This window comes from Marinobacter sp. bablab_jr003, assembly GCF_016464245.1.
GTDB lineage: Bacteria > Pseudomonadota > Gammaproteobacteria > Pseudomonadales > Oleiphilaceae > Marinobacter > Marinobacter vinifirmus.
The window spans coordinates 29,430-52,555 of sequence record NZ_JADARC010000039.1 but is presented as its reverse complement, the minus strand read 5'-3'; the positions used below and the strand labels follow the sequence as shown (position 1 = coordinate 52,555).

Genomic DNA, 23,126 nt, shown 5'->3' with positions numbered 1-23,126 from the left:
CTCACAAGCCCAGCTGATGCGCCCGGTTGGTGAAGAAGATGCCAGACGGCTTTTGCGCCGGCAGGGTAGCGACTTCTTCCAGGGTACGGGTGTTGTAGACAGTCACCCGATCGCTGTCCCGGGAAGATACCCACACTTCCTCACCGCGAGGGGTGAATTCCATGTGCAACACGGACTTGCCCGGCTCCAGGGTACGGATGATTTCCCGGGTGCGTGAATCAATCACCTGAACCACGTCGTTCTTCGGGTGCGCAAAGCTGACCCAGATCTGGCGGTTGTCCGGGCTGGCCATGACAAACACCGGCTGGCCCTGTACCGGAATGCGCTGCACCATGCTCCAGTCTTCCATATCGGCGACCAGTACCTCGTGGCGACCGACTGCCGGCACGAACGCGTAGCCATCGGCGATGGCCCAGCCTTCCAGGTGCGGCATCTTGTACACCGGCAAGCGCTGCTCGCCCTTGCCGTAATCCGGCAGGATAGTCTGCGCGCCCTGCTCCGGCTCCCACAGATCCATCATCGACAAGCCGTCTTCCCCGAACAGGCCGGCTATATAGAAGCGGCCGTCGGGTGTGATCAGGGCATCGTAGGGTTCTTTGCCGGCCTCATGGCGGGTCACACCCGGCGGATTGCTGTGCATATCCACGGTCCAGATTTCACCGGCCTCGAACAGGCTGAAGACAAACTGGTTGCCCGGGGCGTCTACCAGGCCCACGGTCTTGGACTGATCCTGCTCACCCTGGGCATTGGTGTAGAACGCGGGAATTTCCACCACGGTATCCAGGGTTTCACTGTCGAAAATATTTACCCCGCCGGGCTCGTAGTTGGACACCGCCACGTAACGGCCATCCTGGGAGATGGCTCCGCCAATGCTGTTACCGGACTGGATAACGCGATCGGTCACCGTGCGAGTGAGCAGGTCGACCTTGGTGAGCCCACCGTCACGGCCAAACACGTAGCCGTAGCGGGCATCCCGCGAGTACACCACGGAGGCGTGGGACAAATCGCCCAGACCTTCTACCCGGCCCAGGATTTCGTGTTCGGAGTGGTCAACCACCAATACCGAGCCGGTGGCCCGCTCGATGATCAGGCCCAGGTCACCCGTGCCGCGCAGTTCAGCCGGCTCCGGCGCAGACAAGCTCTGGCAGCCGGCAGTCAGGGTAGCGGCGATGGTCAGTGCAATCGGTGCAAACAGACGTTTCATCGTGGGTCCTTCAGTTATCGGCTTCGAGGGGAATCGGATTCGGGAGCAATCAAGGCGCCGGATTTGAGCTGCTGGCTGATCCAGGCAATTTGCTGGTCGGTCAGCAAGGCTTTCCAGGGCGGCATGGCTGTGCCCGGCACGCCTTCCCGGATGATGGCGGAAATCGCAGCTTCCGGCAGGGCTTCAATGTCTGCTGGCCGCAGGGGTGGTCCCAACCCGCCTTTGAGTTTCAGACCGTGGCAGGAGCCACAATCCTGGATGACGAAGTTCTTCAGCTCGGCCTCGCTTTCGGGCGCGCCGGCCAGGGCCTGAACGGAGGTGATCGCCAGCGCCGTCGCCAGTACCAATGAGTGCCAGGAGCAGGCCTGACCGGTCGTTTTCATTGCGGGTCTCCGGGAAGCTTCAGCACATGCTGCAATTCCAATATTTCCATGGCATTGATATTGATTAAATTCTCCTGCGGTATCCAGTGATCTTTGGTTATACGCCATCTACCCATGGGGAGGTACTCTCTTGATTACCTGTATTTATGTGACATAAATCAATGTCTGAGAAGCCCAACAAGAGAACCCTAGGACGTACTCTTGAATCCCAAGGAGAGAACCTGATGAGAGTAACCGATATGATGATCAAGCCACTGGCCTTCGCGGTGGCCATTACGTCCATGGGCGTGATGACTGCGCAGGCCGCCCCCAAGAATGGCGATGACGCAACCATGGCATACGAAGGCACCCCCAGTGCCGTTGATGCCGGTTCCGCACGAGTCGTCCGCACCCCCGGCGCCCCTGACCTGACCGACGCCGAGTTCGAACAGGCCAAGGAAATCTACTTCCAGCGCTGCGCCGGCTGTCACGGTGTACTGCGTAAAGGCGCCACCGGTAAGCCGCTGACCCCGGATATTACCCAGGAGCGTGGCATCGACTACCTGAAGGCCTTTATCAGCTACGGCTCCCCGGCCGGTATGCCGAACTGGCTGACCTCTGGTGACTTCGACGAAGAAACCGTGGAATTGATGGCCAAGTACATCATGCACGAGCCGCCACAGCCTCCCGAGTTCAGCCTGGCTGACATGAAGAACACCTGGGAAGTGCTTGTTGCTCCGGAAGACCGTCCGAAGAAACAGATGAACGACCTGGACCTGGAAAACATCTTCAGCGTTACCCTGCGTGACGCCGGTAAGATTGCCCTGATTGACGGCGATTCCAAGGAAGTCGTGAAGATCATCGAAACCGGCTACGCGGTGCACATCTCCCGGATGTCTGCCTCTGGCCGTTACGTGATGGTTATCGGCCGTGACGCCCTGATCAACATGATCGACCTGTGGATGGAAGAGCCGCAAACCGTAGCCAAGATCAAGGTTGGCATGGAAGCGCGTTCTGTCGAGACCTCCAAGTACAAGGGCTGGGAAGACAAGTACGCCATTGCCGGCACCTACTGGCCGCCCCAGTTCGTGATCATGGACGGCGACACCCTGGAGCCGAAGAAGATCGTGAGCACCCGTGGCATGACCGTGAGCAACCAGGAATACCATCCTGAGCCGCGTGTTGCCGCCATTGTGGCGTCCCACGCGCATCCGGAGTTCATCGTCAACGTCAAAGAGACCGGCAAGATCCTGCTGGCCAACTACGAAGACCTGGACAACATGAACATCACCACCATCGATGCGGCTGAGTACCTGCACGATGGTGGCTGGGATGCCAGCATGCGTTACTTCCTGACCGCCGCCAACAACTCCAACAAGATTGCCGTTGTTGACGCCCAGGACCGTAATCTGGAAGCCCTGGTCGACGTAGGCAAGATCCCGCACCCAGGTCGTGGCGCCAACTTTGTTGACCCCGAGCATGGTCCGGTCTGGGCAACCTCTCACCTGGGTGACCAAACCATCCAGATGATCGGTACCGACCCGGAAGGTCATCCGGACAAGGCCTGGAAAGTGGTTCGCACGGTTGATGGCCAGGGTGGCGGTTCACTGTTCGTGAAGACCCATCCGAAGTCCACCAACCTGTGGGTAGACACCGCCCTGAACCCGGCTGAAGCTGTGAGCCAGAGCATTGCCGTCTTCGACATCAACAACTTTGATGCCGGCTACGAAGTGCTGCCGATTGCCGAGTGGGCTGACCTGGGCGAAGGCCCCAAGCGTGTGGTCCAGCCGGAATACAACAAAGCGGGTGACGAAGTCTGGTTCTCTGTGTGGAACACTTCAGACAAGAATTCCGCCATTGTTGTGGTTGACGACAAGACACGTGAGCTGAAGAAGGTCATCAAGGGCGACTACATGGTTACCCCGACCGGTAAGTTCAACACTTACAACACCCAGCACGACGTGTACTGATCCGGCCCCTGGCCCGGAGGAGATAACCTGATGAGACTGGACACCGTCGACCAACAACTGATCAACCACTACCAGCGCAACCTGCCGGTATGTGAGCGCCCTTACCGCGAGATGGCCGACACACTGGGCATTTCCGAGGACGAAGTGATCAGCCGGCTGGCGGTGCTCCAGCAACAACAGGTACTCAGCCGGGTTGGCCCGGTGTTTGAACACAGCCAGGCGGGCGCAAGCCTGCTGGCTGCCGTGGCGGCGCCGGTCGAGCAGATCGACCTGGTGGCCGCACGGATCAACAGCGCTCCCGGCGTAAACCATAATTACGCGCGGGAGCACCTATACAATCTCTGGTTCGTGATGACCGCCCCGGATGAAGACACCCTGGATGAGCGGCTGGACGAGCTGGAACATCAACTGAAGTTGCCCATACTCCGGCTGCCCATGGTTGAGGGTTACCATATTGACCTGGGCTTCGACATCGACTGGGACGCACTACCATGAACCACCCAGCGCCACATCCGGACCGCCACAACGGCAGCTATCTGTTTGATACCGAGGCCTTCAGTGCCTGGGGCCTGCTGAGGCTCCGCCAGAAACTGGAAGAAGGCCTGCCATTAACACCCCGCCCGTACCTGGCGCTGGCCGAACAAACCGGCCTGACCGAGCAACAGGTTATGGACGCCGTCCGCCACTGGCAGGATCAGGGCCTGATCAAGCGTTCCGGCCTGATCGTGAAGCACCGCACCCTGGGTTACAGGGCCAACGCCATGGTGGTGTGGGATGTGCCCGATGAGCAGGTGAGCGAACTTGGCCGCGCACTGGCTGCCGTGCCCTTTGTAACCCTGTGCTACCAGCGCCCCCGCAGACTGCCCGACTGGCCCTACAACCTGTTCTGCATGATTCACGGCGTTAACCGGGAGCGGGTACTGGGCCAGCTGGACCAAATGATTGCCAGCCACCACCTTGAACAGATTCCCCACGCGGTTCTGTTCAGCAACAAAGCCTATCTTCAACGGGGAGGACGCTATGTCAGTAACAGCTGAGCCAGCTGCCCGCCGGGAGTCACCAGACGTAGCCCCTGCCTTTACCGATACCGAAAAAGCCATCATCAACCGCCTGCAATACGGCCTGCCGCTGACCCCGAGCCCGTACCGGGACGTTGCCGAAGAACTGGGCATCAGTGAGCAGACCTTGCTGGATACCCTGCAAGCCCTGCTTGCCAATCGCACCCTGACCCGTTTCGGCCCAATGTTCCACGCCGGTGAAATGGGAGGCGGCCTGACCCTGGCCGCCATGCGCATTCCCGAGCAGGACTTTGACCGGGTAACCGAACAGGTAAACAGCTTTGCAGAGGTGGCCCACAATTACCGCCGGGAACACGAACTGAACATGTGGTTTGTCCTGGCCACAGAAACCCCGGAAGGCATTGCCGAAACCATCGGGCGCATTGAAGCGCTGACCGGCTACCCGGTGTACAACATGCCCAAGGAGCAGGAGTTTCATGTCAACCTCCACTTTGAAGTCTGAGCAGGCCCGGCTCACCGACCAGGACCGGGAACTGATCCTCGCCACCCAGGAAGGCCTGCCACTGGTATCCGATCCCTGGGGCGAACTGGGCCGTCAGCTCGGCATGCCGGCAGAAGACGTGCTGTCCCGCTTTCAACACATGCAGGAAGCCGGCGTTATCCGCCGCGTGGCTGCCGTACCCGACCACTACAAGCTGGGCTATCGCTACAACGGCATGACCGTGTGGGATGTCTCTGACGACGCCATCAGCACCATGGGCCAGCAAGTTGGTGACCTGCCGTTCGTCAGCCACTGCTACCGTCGCCCCCGGCACCTGCCCTATTGGAGCTTCAACCTGTTTGCCATGGTGCACGGCACCAGTCGTGAAGAGGTGGAGCACAAGGCCGCACAGATTCGTGAACTGCTGGGCGACACCTGCTCCGGCCACACCATCCTGTACAGCTCTGCCATCCTCAAAAAAACCGGATTGCGGCTGAGAAAACAGGCAGATAAGCCATAGGGACTACCCCTCGAAGTACTCCATCAAAGGTATGGATACCCAGCGCCCACGGGGGGATAGTACAAGGGCAGAGAGCCGGTAAAGGCCAGCCCGGAGAGGCAACCAGGCCACTCCCGATGAGAGAGAGAATTTTATGTTTCGCATGACCCGCTACATCAAAACCCTGATGAACCCGACACCCGTCCGCCCGGTGCCCAAGCCCAGTGGCCCGGTGGTGATCTGGAACCTCATCCGCCGCTGTAACCTGACCTGCAAACACTGTTACTCGATCTCTGCCGATATCGACTTCAAGGGCGAGCTGAGCACCCAGGAAGTCTACACCGTGATGGATGACCTCAAAGCCTACGGCGTGCCGGTACTGATCCTGTCTGGCGGTGAGCCGCTGATGCGCCCGGACATTTACGAGATTTCCCACCGGGCCAAGGAAATGGGCTTTTACGTTGGCCTGTCTACCAACGGCACCCTGATCACCGAAGAAAACATCGACAAGATTGCCGCGGTTGGCTACGACTACGTGGGTATCAGCATTGACGGCCTGGAGGCCACCCACGACGAATTCCGCCAGAAAAAAGGCGCCTTCCGGGAATCCATGCACGCCGTGGCCCTGTGCAAACAGGCCGGCATCAAGGTAGGCCTGCGCTTCACCCTGACCCAGGATAACTACCCGGAACTGCCGGCCATGCTGGAGATGCTGGACGAACACCAGATCGACAAGTTCTACCTGTCGCACCTGAACTACTCCGGCCGCGGCGGCCGCAACAAGAAGCGCGACGCCTGGTACGACATGACCCGCGACGCCATGAACCTGCTGTTCAACCACTGCCACGACGAACTCAAGCGCGGCATCGAGCGGGAATACGTCACCGGTAACAACGACGCCGACGGTCCCTTCCTGATCGAGTGGGCCAAGGAACACTACCCGGACCAGGTAGATGCCCTCACCCAGCGGCTGACCAACTGGGGCGGTAACTCCTCCGGTGTGAACATTTCCAACATCGACAACCTGGGCGTGGTGCACCCGGACACCTTCTGGTGGGACCACAACTTGGGCAACGTGCGGCAGACCCCGTTCTCGAAGATCTGGTCTGAAACCACCGACCCGCTGATGCAGGGCTTCCGCCAGCATCCGCGCCCGGTGAAGGGCCGCTGCGCGGACTGCAAATACCTGAACATCTGTAACGGCAACACCCGGGTACGGGCATACAACGTGTCTGGCGACTTCTGGGAAGAAGACCCCGGCTGCTACCTCACCAACGAGGAAATCGGCGTGGTGGAAAGCACACCGCGCAGAGTGGCCGCCGCCGCTATCGAAATCCCGGTCAACAACCTGTAAGGACGCACGCCATGACAACTAACCAAAGCAAGAAGTGCCTGGTGGAGTTCCAGCTGGCGGAGCAACCCTTACGGCCGGGCGAAGTGGCCATCGTGGGCGCCGGCCCCGGCGACCCGGGCCTGCTGACCCTGCGGGCCCTGATGCTGATCCAACAGGCCGATGCCATTGTCTACGACCGCCTGGTATCGCCACAGATTATGGAACTGGTGAATCCCAGGGCCGAGCGCATTCACGTGGGCAAGGCCAGCGGTTGCCACTATGTGCCCCAGGATGAGACCAACGAACTGCTGGTGAAACTGGCCGTGCAACAACGCCGGGTTGTGCGCCTGAAGGGCGGCGATCCGTACATCTTCGGCCGTGGCGGTGAAGAAGCCGAGTTCCTGGTAGAGAACGACATCGACTTCCAGGTGGTGCCAGGGATTACCTCCGCCGCCGGTTGCTCTGCCTACTGCGGTATTCCCCTGACGCACCGGGACTACGCCCAGAGCGTGACCTTCGTAACCGGCCACCGCAAGGGCGACCAGGCCCTGGAGCTGAACTGGCAGGTGCTGGCCGCGCCAGGTCAAACCCGTGTGTTCTACATGGGCCTGCACAACGCCCCGACCATCGTCGAGCAGCTGACCGCCCATGGCCTGTCCGAGAATTGCCCGGTGGCACTGGTAGAGCGCGGTACCACACCGCTGCAGCACATGACTGTCACCACCCTGAAAGACCTGGTCGACACCATTGAACGGGAAGATTTCCAGCCGCCCACACTGATCATTGTGGGTGAAGTGGTGCAACTGGCCGACACCCTGGCCCGCCCGGCGCAAGCTGGCTGGAACAGTGCCTTGTCCGGCCCGGCTGCTGCCACCGCTGGCCGCCGGCCGGCCTGAACCGAAACCTGACTGACCAACCGGGAGCTGTTGCAGGTGAACCTGACCCAAGCCCGAACAAAGATTATCTCCACCCTGTTACTGGCCAGCAGCGTGATGGCCACCCCTTTGCTGGCCAGTGAATCCGGCGAAACCGGAACAAACACCCTGTACCTGCAGCAATGCGCCGCCTGCCACGGCCCCGACCGCCTTGGCGGCATGGGCCCCGCCCTGCTGCCGGAAAACCTCGGGCGACTGAAGAAAGCCGAGGCCGAAAAGGTCATCCGCGAAGGCCGCCCAGCCACCCAGATGGCGGGCTACAAAGACATCCTGAACGACCAGCAGATCGCCGCCCTGACCGACTTCATCTATCAGCCTCCGAGTCACGAACTGAAGTGGGGCGAGGCCGAAATCCGCAACAGCCAGGAAGTCAGCCACGCCGCTGGCTCCCTGCCGGATGAACCGGCGTTCGAAGCGGACATGATGAACCTGTTCCTGGTGGTAGAAATCGGCGACCACCACGTCACCCTGCTGGATGGCGACAAGATGGAGCCCATCCACCGGTTCCCCAGCCGCTTTGCCCTGCACGGCGGCCCCAAGTACAGCCCGGACGGACGCTACGTGTACTTCGGCTCCCGGGATGGCTGGATTACCAAGTACGACATCTACAACCTGAAGGTGGTGGCTGAGGTTCGCGCCGGCATCAACATGCGTAACATTGCCGTGTCTGCCGATGGCAACTACGTGCTGGCCGCCAACTACCTGCCCCATTCCATGGTGCTGTTCGACGCCGCCAACCTGGAAATGCTTGATTTCATCCCGGTTGAGAACGATGCCGGCGAAAGCTCCCGGGTGAGCGCCGTGTATACCGCACCACCCAGAAGCAGCTTCATCGCGGCATTGAAAGACATCCCCGAAGCCTGGGAAATCACCGTCGAGAATCAGAAAGCAAAACTGCGCCGGATGACCACCGACACCCTGCTGGACGACTTCTTCTTCGACCCCGGTTACCAGCACCTGATCGGCGCCGCCCGCGACGGCAAGCATGGCGTGGTGATCGATCTGGACACCGGCAAAACCACCGCGGAACTGCCGCTACCCGGCATGCCCCATCTGGGCTCCGGCATTACCTGGGAATACGAGGGCCGCCGGGTGATGGCTACCCCGCACTTCCGGGCCGGTGCCATTTCCATCATCGATATGGATACCTGGGAAGTGATCAAGACCCTGGAAACCGAGGGCCCGGGGTTCTTCATGCGCAGCCACGAGAATTCCCGCTATGCCTGGGCAGATGTGTTCTTCGGCCCCAACGCCGACAAGGTGCACATTATCGATAAGCAGACCCTGGAGATCGTCAAGACCCTGCAGCCTGAGCCGGGTAAGGTAGCCGCCCATGTGGAGTTTGATCGCCATGGTGAAAAGCTGCTGTTGAGCATCTGGGACGACGACGGTGCCATCATTGTGTACGACGCGGATACGCTGGAAGAAGAAAAACGCATTCCGATGAAGAAACCCTCCGGCAAGTACAATGTCTGGAACAAGATCAACTACGAGGAAGGCACCAGCCACTGACAGGTTCTGAAGAAATAGCCCCTTCACATATCCAGAACGGCCGTATGAGCTGATGATGGCGAGCCTGGAAGGCCACTGCGCTGCTCTGGGCCGCTTGTGCGGGACCTCCTCCCAAAACTGTGCGGAGCCAGGGATGGCGAAGCCCAAGCGCCACATGGATGTGCCGCAGGAGCGTGTTTTGGGAGGAGGTCCCGCACAAGTGGCTTTCCCCACAAGCCGCCCTCCGGCACCGAGTAATCGTTATCGACTAAGTCAAATATCTTTAATCATTTAAGTCATTTCAGATGTTTGTTTTTTTGGTAGCATAATTGACCTACGCCAATGCAGCGAAGGTTTGTTATGAACAGCAGTTTCCGACCACCGATGGCATCCGCACCCTGCCTGCTGGGTGAAGACCACCCGGACATTATTCACCACGACGCGGCACCCGCCGAAGTTGCCCTGCTGAACGGCCTGAGCCGCGCCTTTGGCATCTGCCTGAACGAAAAGCAAAACAGCCCGGAAGCACGGTTTCTGAGCGATATCGCCCGCCTGTTCCATCAACGCAGGATAGACGCAGAAACACCCCTGGAAAAACACGACCGGCCCTGGGCTAACGTGTATCTGATCCAGTACGGCGTTTTGCGCCTGTTCCGGGAATCATCTGCCGGCAAGGTCGCGATTCATCACTTCTTTACCGAAGGCGATCTGATCTGGCCGGTATTCGGGCGCAGCAGAACGGTGCGTAATACCCTGTGCCTGACCAGCGTGCTGCCGGCCACAGTCTGGGTGGCGGATTTCAGCGCTTTCCGTTCGGCGATCCAGAACCATGGCGACGGGCTCTGGCATAAGTTCGCACTGGTGCTGACCGAGGAGATTGCGGAGCTGACCAGCATGCGGGAATACCGCAAACACACCATGCCGGCCAAGGAGCGCTACCAATTGCTGCTCGATGAGTACCCGGAACTGGTCAAGCGGGTGCCGGACAATCAGCTGGCCTCCTGGCTGGGTGTGGTGCCCGCCACTTATTCACGGTTAAAGGCTGCCAGTACGAAAGCCGGCAGGCAGACATAAAAAAAGACGGCGGACTTTTCAGCCCGCCGCCCAAACCTGAGTCAACGCTTGTTACTTCGAAATCAGCCGTGCAGCTTCACTGCCAGCTCAGCCACGTGCTTACCCTGGAAGCGGGCAATGGCCAATTCTTTATCGCTGGGCTGGCGGGAACCGTCACCGCCGGCGATGGTCGAGGCGCCGTAAGGCGTGCCGCCATTCACTTCAGAGATATCAAAGAACTCCGGAATTCCATAGCCCAGAGGTACCAACACCATGCCGTGATGGGCCAGGGTGGTCCAGAATGATGTGATGGTCTGCTCCTGTCCACCACCCGTGCCCGTTGAAGTGAATACGCTACCGACTTTACCGTGCAGCTTGCCCTCAGCCCAGAGACCACCGGTCTGGTCGAGGAAGGTGCGCATCTGGCCGGCCATGTTGCCGAAGCGGGTCGGCGTGCCGAAGATGATGGCATCGTAATCTGCCAGTTCACCCGGGCTGGCTACCGGAGCATCTTGCTCGGCCTTGCCACCAGCGCTCAGGAACGCCTGGTCGGCCATGGTTTCCGGAACTCGCTTGACCACTACATCGGCACCCTCAACGCCCTTGGCGCCTTCGGCAATGGTGTTTGCCATGGTTTCGATATGGCCGTACATGGAATAGTAAAGAACAAGAACTTTTGCCATCGGAACAATCCCCTTGGTTGTTTCAAACTTGGTGCCAGCGTAACTGCCCGACGCAAAAGACGAAAACGGAAGATTTCCGGCAGATCGTTCAGTTTTTCTGAACATGGTCACAGGATGGTCATGGCAAACACTTGCGTACAAGTGTACGCTGAACTGCATTATACTTTTAGCGAACACAGGCCAGCGCGGATGACAGCAAGCATGAACCACCCAGACGATTCGTTGCCATCTATTCACCTGCGGGTAGAAGAGTGGACCAACAGCGCAACCCACGGCCTTGGCGCCATTCTGAGTGTTATCGGAACCATTGCCCTGATTGCCGGCGCAAGCCAGATGGGAGACACCTGGAAGATTGTCAGCTTCAGCGTATTCGGTGCCTCACTGATCCTGCTGTACATGGCATCTGCGCTGTACCACGGTGCTCGCCGCCCGGAGTTGAAATCCCTCTTCAAGACACTGGACCACTGCGCCATTTTCCTGCTGATCGCCGGCACCTACACACCTTTCCTGCTGGTGAATATGCGCGGCACCACCGGATGGACGCTGTTTGCGGTGATCTGGTCGCTGGCCCTGACCGGTGTGGTACTGAAAGTCATCTTCAAGAACCGCTTCAAGCTGGCGCGGGTGGGCATCTACGTTGCCATGGGCTGGCTGATTACCTTTGCCTCGTCTGACCTGGTCGCCAGCCTCAGCGAAACCGCGCTGCACCTGACCATTGCCGGCGGCATTGTGTATACCGCCGGCGTGGCGTTCTACCTGGCGGATCGCATTCCCTACATGCATGCGGTCTGGCATCTGTTCGTGATCGGCGGCAGCGCCTGCCATTTCAGTGCCATCTATTTTGGTGTGCTGCCCTACACGGTATAAACTCCGGTTCTGGCCCCGGTAACCTGCGGGGCCTTCCAACCAGAACCCATACCGAGGTCTGTTCAACGTGGCTGGCAAGCCCCTGCACGCATTCTGGCTGTTCTTTCCCGCTGCTGCCTTTTGGGCTGCCCTGGTTGTTCCCCTGTCCCTGTTCGCCGTATTGTCTGGCACCGGCTGGCCGCCGGGGCTAATTGGCGCAGGCCATGGCCACGAACTGGTTTTCGGCTTTGCCCTGGCATTGATTGCCGGCTACACCCTTGGCCCCCAGCCCTGGCGGATACTCGGCCCCCTGTTCGGGCTCTGGCTTGCGGCCCGTGTCAGCTGGCTTCTGGCACCGGACTGGCTGCTTAGCCAGCTGTTAAGCCCGGCCTTTGCGCTCTTGCTGGCACGGTACGTGGTGCCCCGTTTCCAGGCCGCCAAGAAGTGGCGTAACAAGGTTGCCGGCCCGCTAATCCTGGTGCTCTGCCTGATGGCCCTGGTCTATTTCCTGGTGCGCGCCGGCCTTCCCTTCCCCGATACCCGTATTCTTCTGCACACCGCCATCATCGGTTTGCTGCTGCTGATGACGTTTATGGGCGGGCGCATCATCGCGCCGGCGGTGGCGGGCACCCTGGAGAAGAAAGGTATACCGCTGGAGGCCCGGGTTCAGCCGTTGATTGAAGGCTGGTTACTGGCGATTCTGCCCCTCGCCATGGTGTGTATTCTCTTTACCGCTACTGAAAAACTGGCTGGTCTGCTGTTACTGGCCTCAAGCCTGCTGATTGCCATTCGGGTGGCCCGCTGGAAGCTCTGGCACTGTACCGACCGCCCGGACCTGCTGGTGCTGGCCATCGGTTATCTCTGGCTGGCCGCCGGGGCGGCGGTTACCGGCGTGCACCTGGTTACCGGCCACGCCCTACTGCCTGCCCTGCACCTGATTGCCGTTGGTGCACTGGGCACCCTGTCTTGCAGTGTGATGTTGCGCCTGGCCTGGCAGCGGGCTTGCCGGCGATTCCCGCCTGCATGGCAGGTTCTGGCTATTGCGGTACTTACTGCACTCGCCAGTATCTGCCGGTACCTGGCAGGCCCTGTGCCTTTCAGCGAGCCTACCTTGCTCTGGCTGGCGGCCTGCGCCTGGAGCCTGGCCTATCTAGGCCTGTTCGCTCAACTACTGCACCTGTACTCCGCGTTCACCAAGAAAGGAAAGGCCAACAATGGCTAAATGGCTGGTAAAGACCGAACCCTCCGAAGAATGGCAGCTGATTGTTCAGCTGGTGGATTAAACCGCCGTCACAGAGCTACCACCCGCTGCTCCGGATGATTAGAATTGCCGCGCCAACCTAATCCGGAGCCTGAACGATGTCTGTGGACATAACTCCCACAAGTAGTTTTGATCAACTGAAGCGCATTGAATCGAGCAAGGTGTTTCAGGGCGTTGTGATTGCCATCATCATTCTCTCGGCCCTGACCATCGGCGCAAAAACCTACGAACTCCCGCCGCTGGTTGAACAGACCCTGACCGTTCTGGATAACGCCATCACGCTGTTCTTCCTGGTGGAAATCCTGTTTCGCTTCGCCGCCTGCCCGGTCAAGCGCCGGTTCCTGATGGACGGCTGGAACCTGTTCGACACCCTGGTAGTGATCGGCAGCCTGATCCCGCTGGACAACTCCGAGGCGGTGCTGCTGGGCCGTTTGCTGCGGGTATTCAGGGTGCTGCGACTGGTGTCCGTAGTGCCGGAACTGCGCTTTCTGATCAATTCCCTGCTCAAAGCCATTCCGCGCATGGGCTACATCGCCCTGCTGATGTTCATCATCTTTTACATCTATGCCGCCATGGGCTCAATGTTCTTTGCCAGTGTGGACGAAGAACTCTGGGGCGATGTGGCCATCTCGATGCTCACCCTGTTCCGGGTCGCCACCTTCGAGGACTGGACCGACGTGATGTACGCCACCATGGAGGCCTATCCCATGAGCTGGATCTACTACCTGACGTTTATCTTCCTGACGGCCTTTGTATTCCTGAACATGATGATTGGGGCGATTCTGGAGGTGATGAGCGAGGAACAAAATGCCAAGCAGGCCCAGAAAGCCCACGACGAACGGGATGAAATTGCCCGTCAGCTCCAGGCTGTCCAGGAACAGCTGAAGGAACTGACGAAGCAGGTCAGCGAGAAACGCTGATTCAGAACGGCTTGGCCATAGCCAGGTGGAAGATGGCGCTGACCATAATCAGGGCAAGTACCGCAGCGGTAATCCGGGCGGGCTTGCCCAGAGTGACCTTCAGTGCAAACACTCCGGCCACGATGTAGCCGACCAGCAGAACAATCTTGGCAATCAGCCAGCCCGGCATGGCCGAGGCATAGCCCACTACAAACAGCAGGGAAATCGCTGCCACCAGCAAGATGGTGTCATTGATGTGGGGAATGAACCGCAGCGGGGTCTGGCGCCAGCCCGGCCGGCCTACCGCATCCAGCAGCAACCTCAGCGCAAAGAGCGTGATAGTAAGGTAGGCTGTGGTCATGTGCAGGTGCTTCAGGATCGTGTACGACATGGAAGTTCCTTTGGTTACAAGAGATTTGCGGCCATTGTACGCAAACTACCCCCAAGCAGGTATGGTTAATACAGGCACGCAGATTTAACATATACCTGAAATATATGTATTTGGGAGATCTCCATGCAGGCCATACCCACCTCCGCTGACCAGGCACCCGCCAGCGTCAGCCAGTTATTTTCCTATCCGTTCCGGATTTTCTTCCTGTCCATGACGGTACTGACCCTTGTGGCCATACCGGTCTGGGTTCTGGAAGTAACCGGCGTTCTGCAGTTGCCACTGGCCATGCCTGCCCTGTTCTGGCACCAGCATGAAATGCTGTTCGGGTTTTTGTCGGCAGCCATTGCCGGCTTTCTGCTGACCGCCGTCTGTGTATGGACGCAAACAGAACGCACCCACGGCCTTCCCCTGGCGCTACTCTGGGGCGTTTGGCTGGCCGGTCGCCTGCTGCTGGCCCTGGGTGGAAACCTGCCGGACTGGATGGTTCAGGGCGTTAACCTGGCTTTTCTGCCACTGGTGATGATCGATGCCGGATGGCGAGTATGGCATGCCCGCCAGAAACGCCAGGCCATGATTATGGTTGTGCTGGGCCTGCTGTGGCTGATGCAGATCGGTTTCGTTACCCGGCTGGATATGTCCTTTAGCTACGGCGCGCTGATCATGGCCCTGGCGCTGATCAGCATCATCGGCGGCCGCATCACGCCGGCCTTCACTGCCGGCTGGCTGCGCCAGCGAGGTGGCAACGCCGAGGCGGTGAAAATGATTCCGGGGCTGGACATGGCCGCCCTGTTTTCGATGATCCTGCTGATGGCATCCCTGGTAACCGGCTGGAAAACCCTGGCGGCCGTAATCGCCGTGGTTGCCGCCGCGCTGATGCTGGTTCGCCTGTATAACTGGAAAGGCTGGCTGGCGCGCTCCGAGCCACTGCTGTGGATCCTGCACCTGTCTATTCTCTGGGTACCGGTCGCGCTGTTGCTGCTGGCAGGCTCGCTGGTTGCAGGCTGGCCCTCCAACGCCTGGAGCCACGCAGCAGGCGCAGGTGCTGTCGGTTGCCTGATCCTGGGCGTGATTGCCCGGGTATCCCTTGGCCATACCGGCCGGCCGCTGAAGCTTCCGAAGGGAATGGTGCTGGCGTTCGTCGCCATTCAGCTGGCGGCGGTTATCCGGGTGCTTACCGCATTGAGCATTATCCCGTGGCACCCGGGCATTGGCACCAGCACCCTGTTATGGATGATTGCCTATGGACTGTTCCTGGTGCGCTATGCCGGCGTCCTGGCACGGCCCAGGGCAGACGGTCGGGAAGGCTGAGCGGCTCAGGCCGCCAGCTTCTCCTTGAGGCACTTTTCAAAGTAACTGCGGGCGGCACGGAAGCGGCCTGCAGGAAAGTGAATACTGATTCCCTCCAGCGCTGCCATCAGCATTTCCAGGTGTGCATCCCAGCCGGCACAGGCAATCGGCACCAGGTGATCGTCTGATAGCAACAGGGTCAGCGACAACCGGGTGCCATCGCCTTCCGGCACCAGTTCCCACCGCAACGGCCGCTCCGGATCATCGCCGGCACTCCAGGAATACACCAGCAAGCGGTGCGGCTCACAGGCCGATATCCGACAATCAATGGGCGTGCCACTGTTACCGAAATCCAACTGAACCCGGCCACCGGTGCGGGCGTCCAGCGTGCCCGGCGCCAGCCAGCTGGCCAGGTGTACAGAATCCGTCAGCATCTTCCAGACCAGCTCCGGCGAATGATCTGTCACCCGCTCCAGCCGGGCCGTTACGCGCCCGTCCTGCAGTGCCAGGGAGCCTGTGATCACCTCGTGTTCTGCGGACATAACACCTCCTTCCGAACCGCCAACCGCACAGATTTGAATAGTCCGACACGGTAGCAAGGGCCGCGCCCGGGTACCTTGATGAGCATCAACGCCAGGAGCAGGGTTTCAGGCACAAAAACGGGGTGTTTGCGGCAATCATCCACTAAAGGTCAATAGCCGTTTCTGAATCAGGCGCTAAAGTATCAGTACATCATTTTGCAATAGAGATACTGGCAACATGTACCCTGATCACTTTGACAAAGAAGACCTGATCCGCTGTGGCCATGGCGAATTATTCCCTGGCGCCATGCGCCTGCCCATCGACGAAATGCTGATGGTCGACCGCATTACCCACGTGGGCGCCGATGACGGCCTTTACGGTAAGGGCAGTCTGGTGGCAGAACTGGACATCAACCCGGACCTCTGGTTCTTCAAGGTTCACTTCGAAGGCGACCCGGTAATGCCGGGCTGTCTGGGCCTCGACGCCATGTGGCAGCTAGTCGGCTTCTTCCTGGCCTGGAGCGGTGGCGAAGGCAAGGGCCGGGCACTGGGTGCCGGCGAAGTGAAATTCTTTGGTCAGGTTCTGCCTGACAACAAAAAGGTAACCTATTACCTGGATATCAAGCGGCTCATCCGCCGCAAGCTGACCATGGCCATTGCGGATGCCCGCATGGAAGTGGACGGGCGGGAAATCTATACCGCCAAGGACCTTCGGGTTGGCCTGTTCACCTCTACAGATGACTTTTAGGAGTTAGAACGATGCGTCGCGTAGTTATTACCGGCATGGGGATTGTCTCCAGCCTTGGCAACAACCAGAAAGAAGTCGCCCAGTCCCTTCGTGAATCCCGCTCAGGCATTGCCTTCAGCGAGGAAGCCCGGGACAGCGGCCTGCGCAGCCACGTAGCAGGCAAGATCGACCTGAACCTGTCCGAGCTGATCGACCGCAAGATCTGGCGCTTTATGAGCCCGGCAGCAGGCTACTGCTACCTGGCAGCCAAAGAAGCCATCGAGCAGGCAGGCCTGACCGACGAGCAGCTGCGTGCCAACACCACGGGCGCCGTATTCGGCACCGGTGGTGCGTCTACCGTGGAACTGCTGGACGCGATCGACACCCATCGCGACAAAGGCATTCGCCGGGTAGGCCCTTACCGGGTTCCCCGCACCATGGGCAGCGCCATCAACGCGTCCATCACCACGGCGTTCGGTATTACCGGCATCAACTACGGCATTACCTCTGCCTGCGCGACCAGTGCCCACTGTATCGGCCACGCGGCTGACCAGATCGCCCTGGGCCGCCAGGATGTGATGCTGGCCGGCGGTGGCGAAGACATCCACTGGACCCTGAGCCTGATGTTCGATGCCATGGGCGCACTGTCCACCAAGTACAACGACACGCCGGAACAGGCCTCGCGCACCTACGATGCAGACCGTGACGGTTTCGTGATCTCCGGTGGTGGCGGCACGCTGGTACTGGAATCACTGGAACACGCGGAAGCCCGCGGTGCCACCATCCTGGGCGAACTGGTCGGCTTCGGTGCCACCTCTGACGGCGCCGACATGGTTGCCCCCAGCGGTGAAGGCGCCATTCGCTGCATGAAACAGGCCATGGCCAACATCGACGGCGAAATCAGCTACATCAACACCCACGGCACCAGCACCCCGGCTGGCGACGTAACCGAGCTGAAAGCCCTGAAGGAAACCTTCGGGGACAAGATTCCACCGCTGAGTTCCACCAAGCCCCTGTGCGGCCACGCCCTGGGTGCCGCCGGCGTGCATGAGGCAATCTACAGCCTGATCATGCAACGGGAAAGCTTTATTGCCCCGTCTGCCAACATCCAGAACCTGGATGAAGGTGCCGAAGGCTACCCCATCGTTCGTGAACGCATGGACAACCAGAACATGGACCTGGTGATGAGCAACAGCTTCGGCTTCGGCGGCACCAACGCCACCCTGATCTTCAAGAAGGTGTGATCACGACAGCCTGAGTGAGCGGTATTCAGCCGGCGGAGTGCCCATCCAGCGCTTGAACGCCCGGCTGAATGCACTCAGCTCCGAGAAACCAAGCTGTTCGGCGATTTCTACCAGCGGCTTGGTTTTATCCTTCATGTAAGTCAGCGCCTGCTCCCGGCGTACCTGCTCCAACAAGGCTGCAAACGTCAGCCCCTCTTCGCGCAACTTTTTGTGCAGGGTGTAGCGGCTCATATTCAACTGCCCGGCCACCGTTTCCACTCCTACCTTTCCCCGTTCCAACTGAACCCGGATCAGCTTACTCACCCGAATGCTCAGGGAACGCTTTGAATTTTCAGGCCTTACAGGCTCTGATGCCATGCTGGTTCCTCCTGCCATTTCATGCTGGCCCAATCTGCAAACTCCATCAGCGTACACATGTTAGCCGAAACTGATCAATAAGACCTTTGAGCGAGATCAATGGCACAGCCACCCGTTTGTGGAAAACTGCACCCTTTCCATAATAGCCCACCTGCAGCCATCGACTTCCTGAATAAACCCGGAGACACCATGACTTTCCCGGAACTGCTCGCTCCCGCCGGCACCCCCGAACACCTGGAAACCGCCTTTGCCTACGGTGCCGATGCCGTTTACGCCGGCCAGCCAAGGTACTCCCTGAGAGTAAGGAACAACAGTTTCAAAGACGTTGCAGCCCTGGGGGCAGGGATTGCACGGGCCCACGAACTGGGTAAACAGTTCTACCTGGTTTCCAACATCGCACCCCACAACGACAAGGTGCGCAGTTACCTGAGAGACCTTGCCCCGGTGCTGGAGCAGAAGCCGGACGCCCTGATCATGTCAGACCCCGGGCTGATCATGCTGGTGCGGGAAAACTGGCCGGACCAGCCCATCCACCTGTCGGTGCAGGCCAACGCCGTAAACTGGGCCACCGTAGAGTTCTGGCGCCGCCAGGGCATCAACCGGGTGATCCTGTCCCGGGAACTGGCCCTGAATGAAATCCGCGAGATCCGTGAGAAAGTGCCGGAAATGGAGCTGGAAGTGTTCGTACACGGCGCCCTGTGCATGGCCTACTCCGGCCGCTGCCTGCTGTCTGGCTATATGAACCATCGAGACGCCAACCAGGGCGCCTGCACCAACGCCTGCCGCTGGAACTACAAGCCGGTGCAGCACAGCCATGACCAGACCGGCGACCTGATTGCCACCTCTGCCGACAGCGTGGAAACCTTCGAACCCAAAGAAATCCTGCTGGAAGAGCCCAACCGCCCCGGAGGCTTCATTCCCGCCTACGAGGACGAACACGGCACCTACATCATGAACTCCAAGGACCTGCGTGCCATCCAGCACGTGGCGGAACTGGTGAACATGGGCGTGCACTCCCTGAAAATCGAAGGCCGCACCAAGAGCACCTACTACGTGGCCCGCACCACCCAGGTGTACCGCAAGGCCATAGACGACGCCCTGGCCGGCAAGCCCTTCGACATGCACATGATGGATGAACTGGAAGCGCTGTCTAACCGGGGCTACACCGAAGGCTTCCTGCGCCGCCACGTGCCCCAGGAATACCAGTCCTACGAACAGGGCTCGTCCTATCTGGGCACCCAGCAGGTGGTCGGCACCATCAGCGATGCCGATGACCGCTGGCTCACCATCGACGTGAAGAACAAGTTCGCCCCGGGCGACCAGCTGGAACTGATCACCCCGGCCGGCAACCTTCACTTCCGTGCCAATGCCATGGAAAACCGCAACGGCGAAGCCATGGAATACGCACCGGGCAGCGGCCACTTTGTGCGCATTCCCAAGCCGGAAGGCCTGCCTGAATCCCTGCAATTCAGCTACCTGACCCGCATCCTGCCGGCCGGTTAACGCACCCGGAAGGCTTCCTGGTGGAAGCGCACCCGTCCCGGCCAAAGCCTCCGCAGCCCTTTGCGGAGGCTGTCCGCCATCCCTTGTGGCCCGCAAAACCATACTTCTGCTCGCTCACCGCGGGCGGCATCCGCAGCCAGAGCCTCAGCCGTCAGCCTGCCACTGGCCCCACCATGCAGGTGCAGATCAACCCCCGGACGGGCCGCGCACAGGGATTCCAGCCGAGCCACGAACGGATCATGTCCGGGATCTGTCACGCAGTAGTGAATATCAGCCCGAACCTCATCCTCGCCTCGCGAATCCAATGATTCCAGCCAGGCCAGAAACGGTGTAATACCAATTCCGCCTGCTACCCAGATCTGCCGAACACCGGCCCTGGCCCGATCAAGCTGGAACCGGCCATAGGGGCCTTCCACTTTCACCGGATCTCCTGCAACCAGACGACCTGACAGCTTTTGCGTGTAATCGCCCAGAGCCTTGATGGCAAAGGTCACAGTCTTGTCGCCACGGTCTGCACTGGCGATCGTAAACGGGTGATGCCCCTCAAACCGGTCAAAGGTCACAAAAGCAAACTGGCCGGCACGATGCCCGCGCCAGGTGTCAGCCAGTTTGCAAGTCACCTCGAGAATATCGCCGGACACCCGCTCTACCGAAATCACCGATCCCTTGCTTGAGCGCCCGGCCCCGATACGCCCCGTAAGCGAAAACACGCTGGCAACGCTGCCCACCACAAACAATACCGCCATCAGCCACCCCAGTGGCCCTTGCCAATACCCGGCAGGAGCGAGCACCACCGCATGGAACACCACCAACAGATACAGAGCAGGCATTGCCCGGTGCAACGGCCGCCACAAACGGTAGGAAAACTGACGCCACAGGCTCAGCAACAACATGGCGAACATCAGATAAATAACAAACTCACCCAGGTCTTCGCCAAGATCCCGGAGCCCGCCCGGAAACGCCGAGAACTCATCGGCATCCAGCCGGGCGCCACGGCCCGCTAGATTCTCGAAAAGGTCCTCCGACATTTCCAGCAACCAGTGCGCGGCGGCAAACAAAACCGCCAGAATCCCGCCCCACTTGTGCAGACGATAGATCTTATCCATGCCCCCGAGCGGCTTTTCGAGCCAGGCCGGACGCGTCGCCAGCACCATGACCATCGACATCAACGCCACCGAAAGCAGGCCACTTAGAAACAGGCTTTCCAGATACACAGCCCAGACAGTGGAACCGGCATCCGGATAGCCCGGAGCCATTAGCTGATACGCCCAACCAACGGTTACCAAAGCGATTACACCAACAAGAACAAGCAACATGATTCAGCTTCCCCAGATCCCTCACAGAAGGCGGATTGCCTTCCGCAACCACAGCCTGCAACAGGCCGCCTGAACCTTCGCTGAGCAAGGCGTTAATGTTCCATTCATCTGGGGCTGAAAGGCTGACTAAGGTATAATCCTTACACGACCGATTTAATACCTGACTAAATTACTCTGGTATTGTATAATCACTCGCCAGAAACATCGGGAAACCGGGCCAACAGAGCCCTGCCCCGCCACTCAGGCACCAAGCCCCAGATGAGAGAATTACGGAGCGACGATCATGGCGACCACCGATAAAGAGGTGAAAGAGCTGATCAAACGGGAATACGAACACGGATTCGTGACCGAGATTGAATCCGACACCTTCGAGCCCGGCCTCAACGAAGACGTAATCCGCCGCCTGTCCGAGATCAAGCAGGAGCCGGAGTTCATGCTGGAATGGCGCCTGAAGGCCTACCGTCGCTGGCTGGAAATGGACGAGCCGGAATGGGCCCACGTGGACTTCCCGAAGGTGGACTACGACGCCATCTCTTACTACTCCGCGCCCAAGAAAAAAGAAGACATGCCCCAGAGCCTGGACGACGTTGATCCGGAGCTGCTGCGCACCTACGAAAAACTGGGCATCCCCCTGCACGAACGGGCCAAGCTGGCCGGTGTAGCGGTTGATGCGGTCTTCGATTCCGTTTCGGTAGCCACCACCTTCAAGGAACCGCTGGAAAAAGCCGGCGTGATCTTCTGCCCCATTTCCGAGGCGGTACAGAAGTATCCGGAACTGGTGAAGAAATACCTGGGCAGCGTAGTCCCGGCCGGCGACAACTACTTCGCTGCCCTGAACTCCGCCGTATTCTCCGACGGCTCCTTCGTTTACATCCCGAAGGGCGTTCGCTGCCCCATGGAACTGTCCACCTACTTCCGGATTAACGCCGCCAACACCGGCCAGTTCGAGCGCACCCTGATCATCGCCGAAGAAGGCAGCTACGTGAGCTACCTGGAAGGCTGCACCGCCCCCATGCGGGACGAAAACCAGCTGCACGCAGCGGTGGTAGAACTGGTCGCCCTGGACGACGCCCAGATCAAATACTCCACCGTACAGAACTGGTATCCGGGCGACGAAAACGGCAAAGGCGGCATCTACAACTTCGTCACCAAGCGCGGCGCCTGCATCGGCAAAAACTCCAAGATCTCCTGGACCCAGGTAGAAACCGGCTCCGCCATCACCTGGAAATACCCGAGCTGCGTACTGCGCGGTGAGAACAGCGTAGGCGAGTTTTACTCCGTCGCCCTAACCCACAACTACCAGCAGGCCGACACCGGCACCAAGATGATCCATCTGGGCAAAAACACCCGGAGCACCATCATATCCAAAGGCATCTCCGCCGGCCGCAGCTCCAACGCTTACCGCGGCCTGGTGAAATTCGGCCCGGGTGCAGAAGGTGCGCGTAACTTTACCCAGTGCGACTCGCTGCTGATCGGCGACCGCTGCGGCGCCCACACCTTCCCGTACATTGAAAGCAAGAACAAATCGGCCATCGTGGAACACGAAGCCACCACCTCCAAGGTCAGCGACGAGCAGATGTTCCTGTGCCGTCAGCGCGGTATCGACCCGGAGCAGGCAGTGTCCATGATCGTGAACGGTTTCTGTAAGGAAGTGTTCAAGGAGTTGCCGATGGAGTTCGCCGTGGAAGCCGGCAAGCTTCTGGAAGTCAGCCTTGAAGGCTCCGTTGGTTAACGAGACGGCATA

At 59.6% G+C, this 23,126-nt stretch carries 24 protein-coding genes; 17 read left to right on the top strand and 7 right to left on the bottom strand.

Translation table 11 applies throughout. The annotated features are described in order from the left end of the window. Position 1: 1 nt before the first annotated feature. Positions 2 to 1,204 (bottom strand): cytochrome D1 domain-containing protein, encoded by a 1,203-nt coding sequence (locus H3Z84_RS04405; protein WP_199456570.1) that lies wholly within the window; start codon positions 1,202 to 1,204, stop codon positions 2 to 4. Positions 1,205 to 1,218: 14 nt separating this feature from the next. Then, a complete protein-coding gene (locus H3Z84_RS04400) occupies positions 1,219 to 1,587 on the bottom strand; it encodes a c-type cytochrome (protein ID WP_094623693.1) in 369 nt (122 codons plus the stop codon). Positions 1,588 to 1,868: 281 nt separating this feature from the next. Here H3Z84_RS04400 and H3Z84_RS04395 point away from each other — a divergent pair, with 281 nt between their 5' ends. From H3Z84_RS04395 to H3Z84_RS04355, 9 genes are all read left to right on the top strand, one after another. Beyond that, positions 1,869 to 3,536 carry a cytochrome D1 domain-containing protein gene (locus H3Z84_RS04395; RefSeq protein WP_416225924.1) on the top strand — a complete coding sequence of 556 codons (1,668 nt, stop codon included), beginning with the start codon at positions 1,869 to 1,871 and terminating at the stop codon, positions 3,534 to 3,536. Between the two features lie 30 nt (positions 3,537 to 3,566). Beyond that, positions 3,567 to 4,031 carry an Lrp/AsnC family transcriptional regulator gene (locus tag H3Z84_RS04390; RefSeq protein ID WP_094623691.1) on the top strand — a complete coding sequence of 155 codons (465 nt, stop codon included), beginning with the start codon at positions 3,567 to 3,569 and terminating at the stop codon, positions 4,029 to 4,031. Then, positions 4,028 to 4,573, top strand: coding sequence for an Lrp/AsnC family transcriptional regulator (locus tag H3Z84_RS04385; RefSeq protein WP_082641071.1), 546 nt, complete (start codon positions 4,028 to 4,030; stop codon positions 4,571 to 4,573). Before H3Z84_RS04390 ends, H3Z84_RS04385 begins: the two co-directional genes overlap by 4 nt. Then, the gene (locus H3Z84_RS04380; RefSeq protein ID WP_199456566.1) at positions 4,557 to 5,057 is read left to right on the top strand and encodes an Lrp/AsnC family transcriptional regulator; all 501 of its coding nucleotides are present in this window, start codon (positions 4,557 to 4,559) and stop codon (positions 5,055 to 5,057) included. The genes H3Z84_RS04385 and H3Z84_RS04380 overlap by 17 nt, the downstream gene beginning before the upstream one ends. Further along, a complete protein-coding gene (locus tag H3Z84_RS04375) occupies positions 5,032 to 5,556 on the top strand; it encodes an Lrp/AsnC family transcriptional regulator (protein WP_199456564.1) in 525 nt (174 codons plus the stop codon). The genes H3Z84_RS04380 and H3Z84_RS04375 overlap by 26 nt, the downstream gene beginning before the upstream one ends. 133 nt (positions 5,557 to 5,689) lie before the next feature. Then, positions 5,690 to 6,889, top strand: coding sequence for a heme d1 biosynthesis radical SAM protein NirJ (gene nirJ, locus H3Z84_RS04370; protein WP_199456562.1), 1,200 nt, complete (start codon positions 5,690 to 5,692; stop codon positions 6,887 to 6,889). 11 nt (positions 6,890 to 6,900) lie between these two features. After that, positions 6,901 to 7,764 carry a uroporphyrinogen-III C-methyltransferase gene (gene cobA / locus H3Z84_RS04365; RefSeq protein ID WP_058341724.1) on the top strand — a complete coding sequence of 288 codons (864 nt, stop codon included), beginning with the start codon at positions 6,901 to 6,903 and terminating at the stop codon, positions 7,762 to 7,764. Positions 7,765 to 7,860: 96 nt separating this feature from the next. Next, entirely contained in the window at positions 7,861 to 9,315 is a 1,455-nt protein-coding gene (locus H3Z84_RS04360) for a cytochrome D1 domain-containing protein (protein ID WP_199456719.1), read from the top strand. 339 nt (positions 9,316 to 9,654) lie between these two features. Beyond that, complete coding sequence (locus H3Z84_RS04355) at positions 9,655 to 10,368, top strand: Crp/Fnr family transcriptional regulator (RefSeq protein ID WP_199456560.1); 714 nt, start codon at positions 9,655 to 9,657, stop codon at positions 10,366 to 10,368. Positions 10,369 to 10,430: 62 nt separating this feature from the next. On the opposite strand, the gene wrbA is transcribed toward H3Z84_RS04355, so the two are convergent. Further along, positions 10,431 to 11,030 (bottom strand): NAD(P)H:quinone oxidoreductase, encoded by a 600-nt coding sequence (gene wrbA / locus H3Z84_RS04350; protein WP_199456558.1) that lies wholly within the window; start codon positions 11,028 to 11,030, stop codon positions 10,431 to 10,433. 201 nt (positions 11,031 to 11,231) lie between these two features. Here wrbA and trhA point away from each other — a divergent pair, with 201 nt between their 5' ends. The 3 genes from trhA to H3Z84_RS04335 all read left to right on the top strand — a co-directional run bounded on the left by trhA (position 11,232) and on the right by H3Z84_RS04335 (position 14,057). Beyond that, positions 11,232 to 11,897 (top strand): PAQR family membrane homeostasis protein TrhA, encoded by a 666-nt coding sequence (trhA, locus tag H3Z84_RS04345; protein ID WP_199456556.1) that lies wholly within the window; start codon positions 11,232 to 11,234, stop codon positions 11,895 to 11,897. Positions 11,898 to 11,964: 67 nt separating this feature from the next. Continuing rightward, positions 11,965 to 13,098 (top strand): NnrS family protein, encoded by a 1,134-nt coding sequence (locus tag H3Z84_RS04340; protein ID WP_323126949.1) that lies wholly within the window; start codon positions 11,965 to 11,967, stop codon positions 13,096 to 13,098. Positions 13,099 to 13,235: 137 nt separating this feature from the next. After that, a complete protein-coding gene (locus H3Z84_RS04335) occupies positions 13,236 to 14,057 on the top strand; it encodes an ion transporter (RefSeq protein WP_199456550.1) in 822 nt (273 codons plus the stop codon). Between the two features lies 1 nt (position 14,058). Here the strand turns inward: H3Z84_RS04335 and H3Z84_RS04330 are convergent, their stop codons facing one another. Next, on the bottom strand, positions 14,059 to 14,427 hold the full coding sequence (locus tag H3Z84_RS04330) for a SirB2 family protein (RefSeq protein ID WP_199456548.1): 369 nt from the start codon (positions 14,425 to 14,427) through the stop codon (positions 14,059 to 14,061). 123 nt (positions 14,428 to 14,550) lie between these two features. On the opposite strand from H3Z84_RS04330, the gene H3Z84_RS04325 reads away from it, so the two are divergent. Then, positions 14,551 to 15,735 carry an NnrS family protein gene (locus tag H3Z84_RS04325; protein WP_199456546.1) on the top strand — a complete coding sequence of 395 codons (1,185 nt, stop codon included), beginning with the start codon at positions 14,551 to 14,553 and terminating at the stop codon, positions 15,733 to 15,735. A gap of 5 nt (positions 15,736 to 15,740) precedes the next feature. Here the strand turns inward: H3Z84_RS04325 and H3Z84_RS04320 are convergent, their stop codons facing one another. After that, positions 15,741 to 16,256: an SRPBCC family protein gene (locus tag H3Z84_RS04320; protein ID WP_199456545.1), complete on the bottom strand. Its 516-nt coding sequence runs from the start codon at positions 16,254 to 16,256 to the stop codon at positions 15,741 to 15,743. A 217-nt stretch (positions 16,257 to 16,473) separates the two neighbouring features. Here H3Z84_RS04320 and fabA point away from each other — a divergent pair, with 217 nt between their 5' ends. Both fabA and fabB read left to right on the top strand, forming a co-directional pair. Next, positions 16,474 to 16,983, top strand: a complete 510-nt coding sequence (gene fabA, locus H3Z84_RS04315) for a bifunctional 3-hydroxydecanoyl-ACP dehydratase/trans-2-decenoyl-ACP isomerase (protein WP_022989297.1) — start codon at positions 16,474 to 16,476, stop codon at positions 16,981 to 16,983. An 11-nt stretch (positions 16,984 to 16,994) separates the two neighbouring features. Next, on the top strand, positions 16,995 to 18,206 hold the full coding sequence (fabB, locus tag H3Z84_RS04310; protein WP_199456544.1) for a beta-ketoacyl-ACP synthase I: 1,212 nt from the start codon (positions 16,995 to 16,997) through the stop codon (positions 18,204 to 18,206). On the opposite strand, the gene H3Z84_RS04305 is transcribed toward fabB, so the two are convergent. Then, entirely contained in the window at positions 18,207 to 18,563 is a 357-nt protein-coding gene (locus H3Z84_RS04305) for a helix-turn-helix transcriptional regulator (protein WP_022989295.1), read from the bottom strand. A gap of 189 nt (positions 18,564 to 18,752) precedes the next feature. Between H3Z84_RS04305 and yegQ the strand changes: the two genes are divergently transcribed. Beyond that, positions 18,753 to 20,066 carry a tRNA 5-hydroxyuridine modification protein YegQ gene (yegQ, locus tag H3Z84_RS04300; protein WP_058341734.1) on the top strand — a complete coding sequence of 438 codons (1,314 nt, stop codon included), beginning with the start codon at positions 18,753 to 18,755 and terminating at the stop codon, positions 20,064 to 20,066. On the opposite strand, the gene H3Z84_RS04295 is transcribed toward yegQ, so the two are convergent. Next, positions 20,063 to 21,382: a ferric reductase-like transmembrane domain-containing protein gene (locus H3Z84_RS04295; protein ID WP_199456543.1), complete on the bottom strand. Its 1,320-nt coding sequence runs from the start codon at positions 21,380 to 21,382 to the stop codon at positions 20,063 to 20,065. The two genes, yegQ and H3Z84_RS04295, sit on opposite strands and share 4 nt — an antisense overlap. A gap of 283 nt (positions 21,383 to 21,665) precedes the next feature. Here H3Z84_RS04295 and sufB point away from each other — a divergent pair, with 283 nt between their 5' ends. Then, entirely contained in the window at positions 21,666 to 23,114 is a 1,449-nt protein-coding gene (gene sufB, locus H3Z84_RS04290; protein ID WP_058341736.1) for a Fe-S cluster assembly protein SufB, read from the top strand. The last annotated feature ends 12 nt before the right edge of the window (positions 23,115 to 23,126 follow it).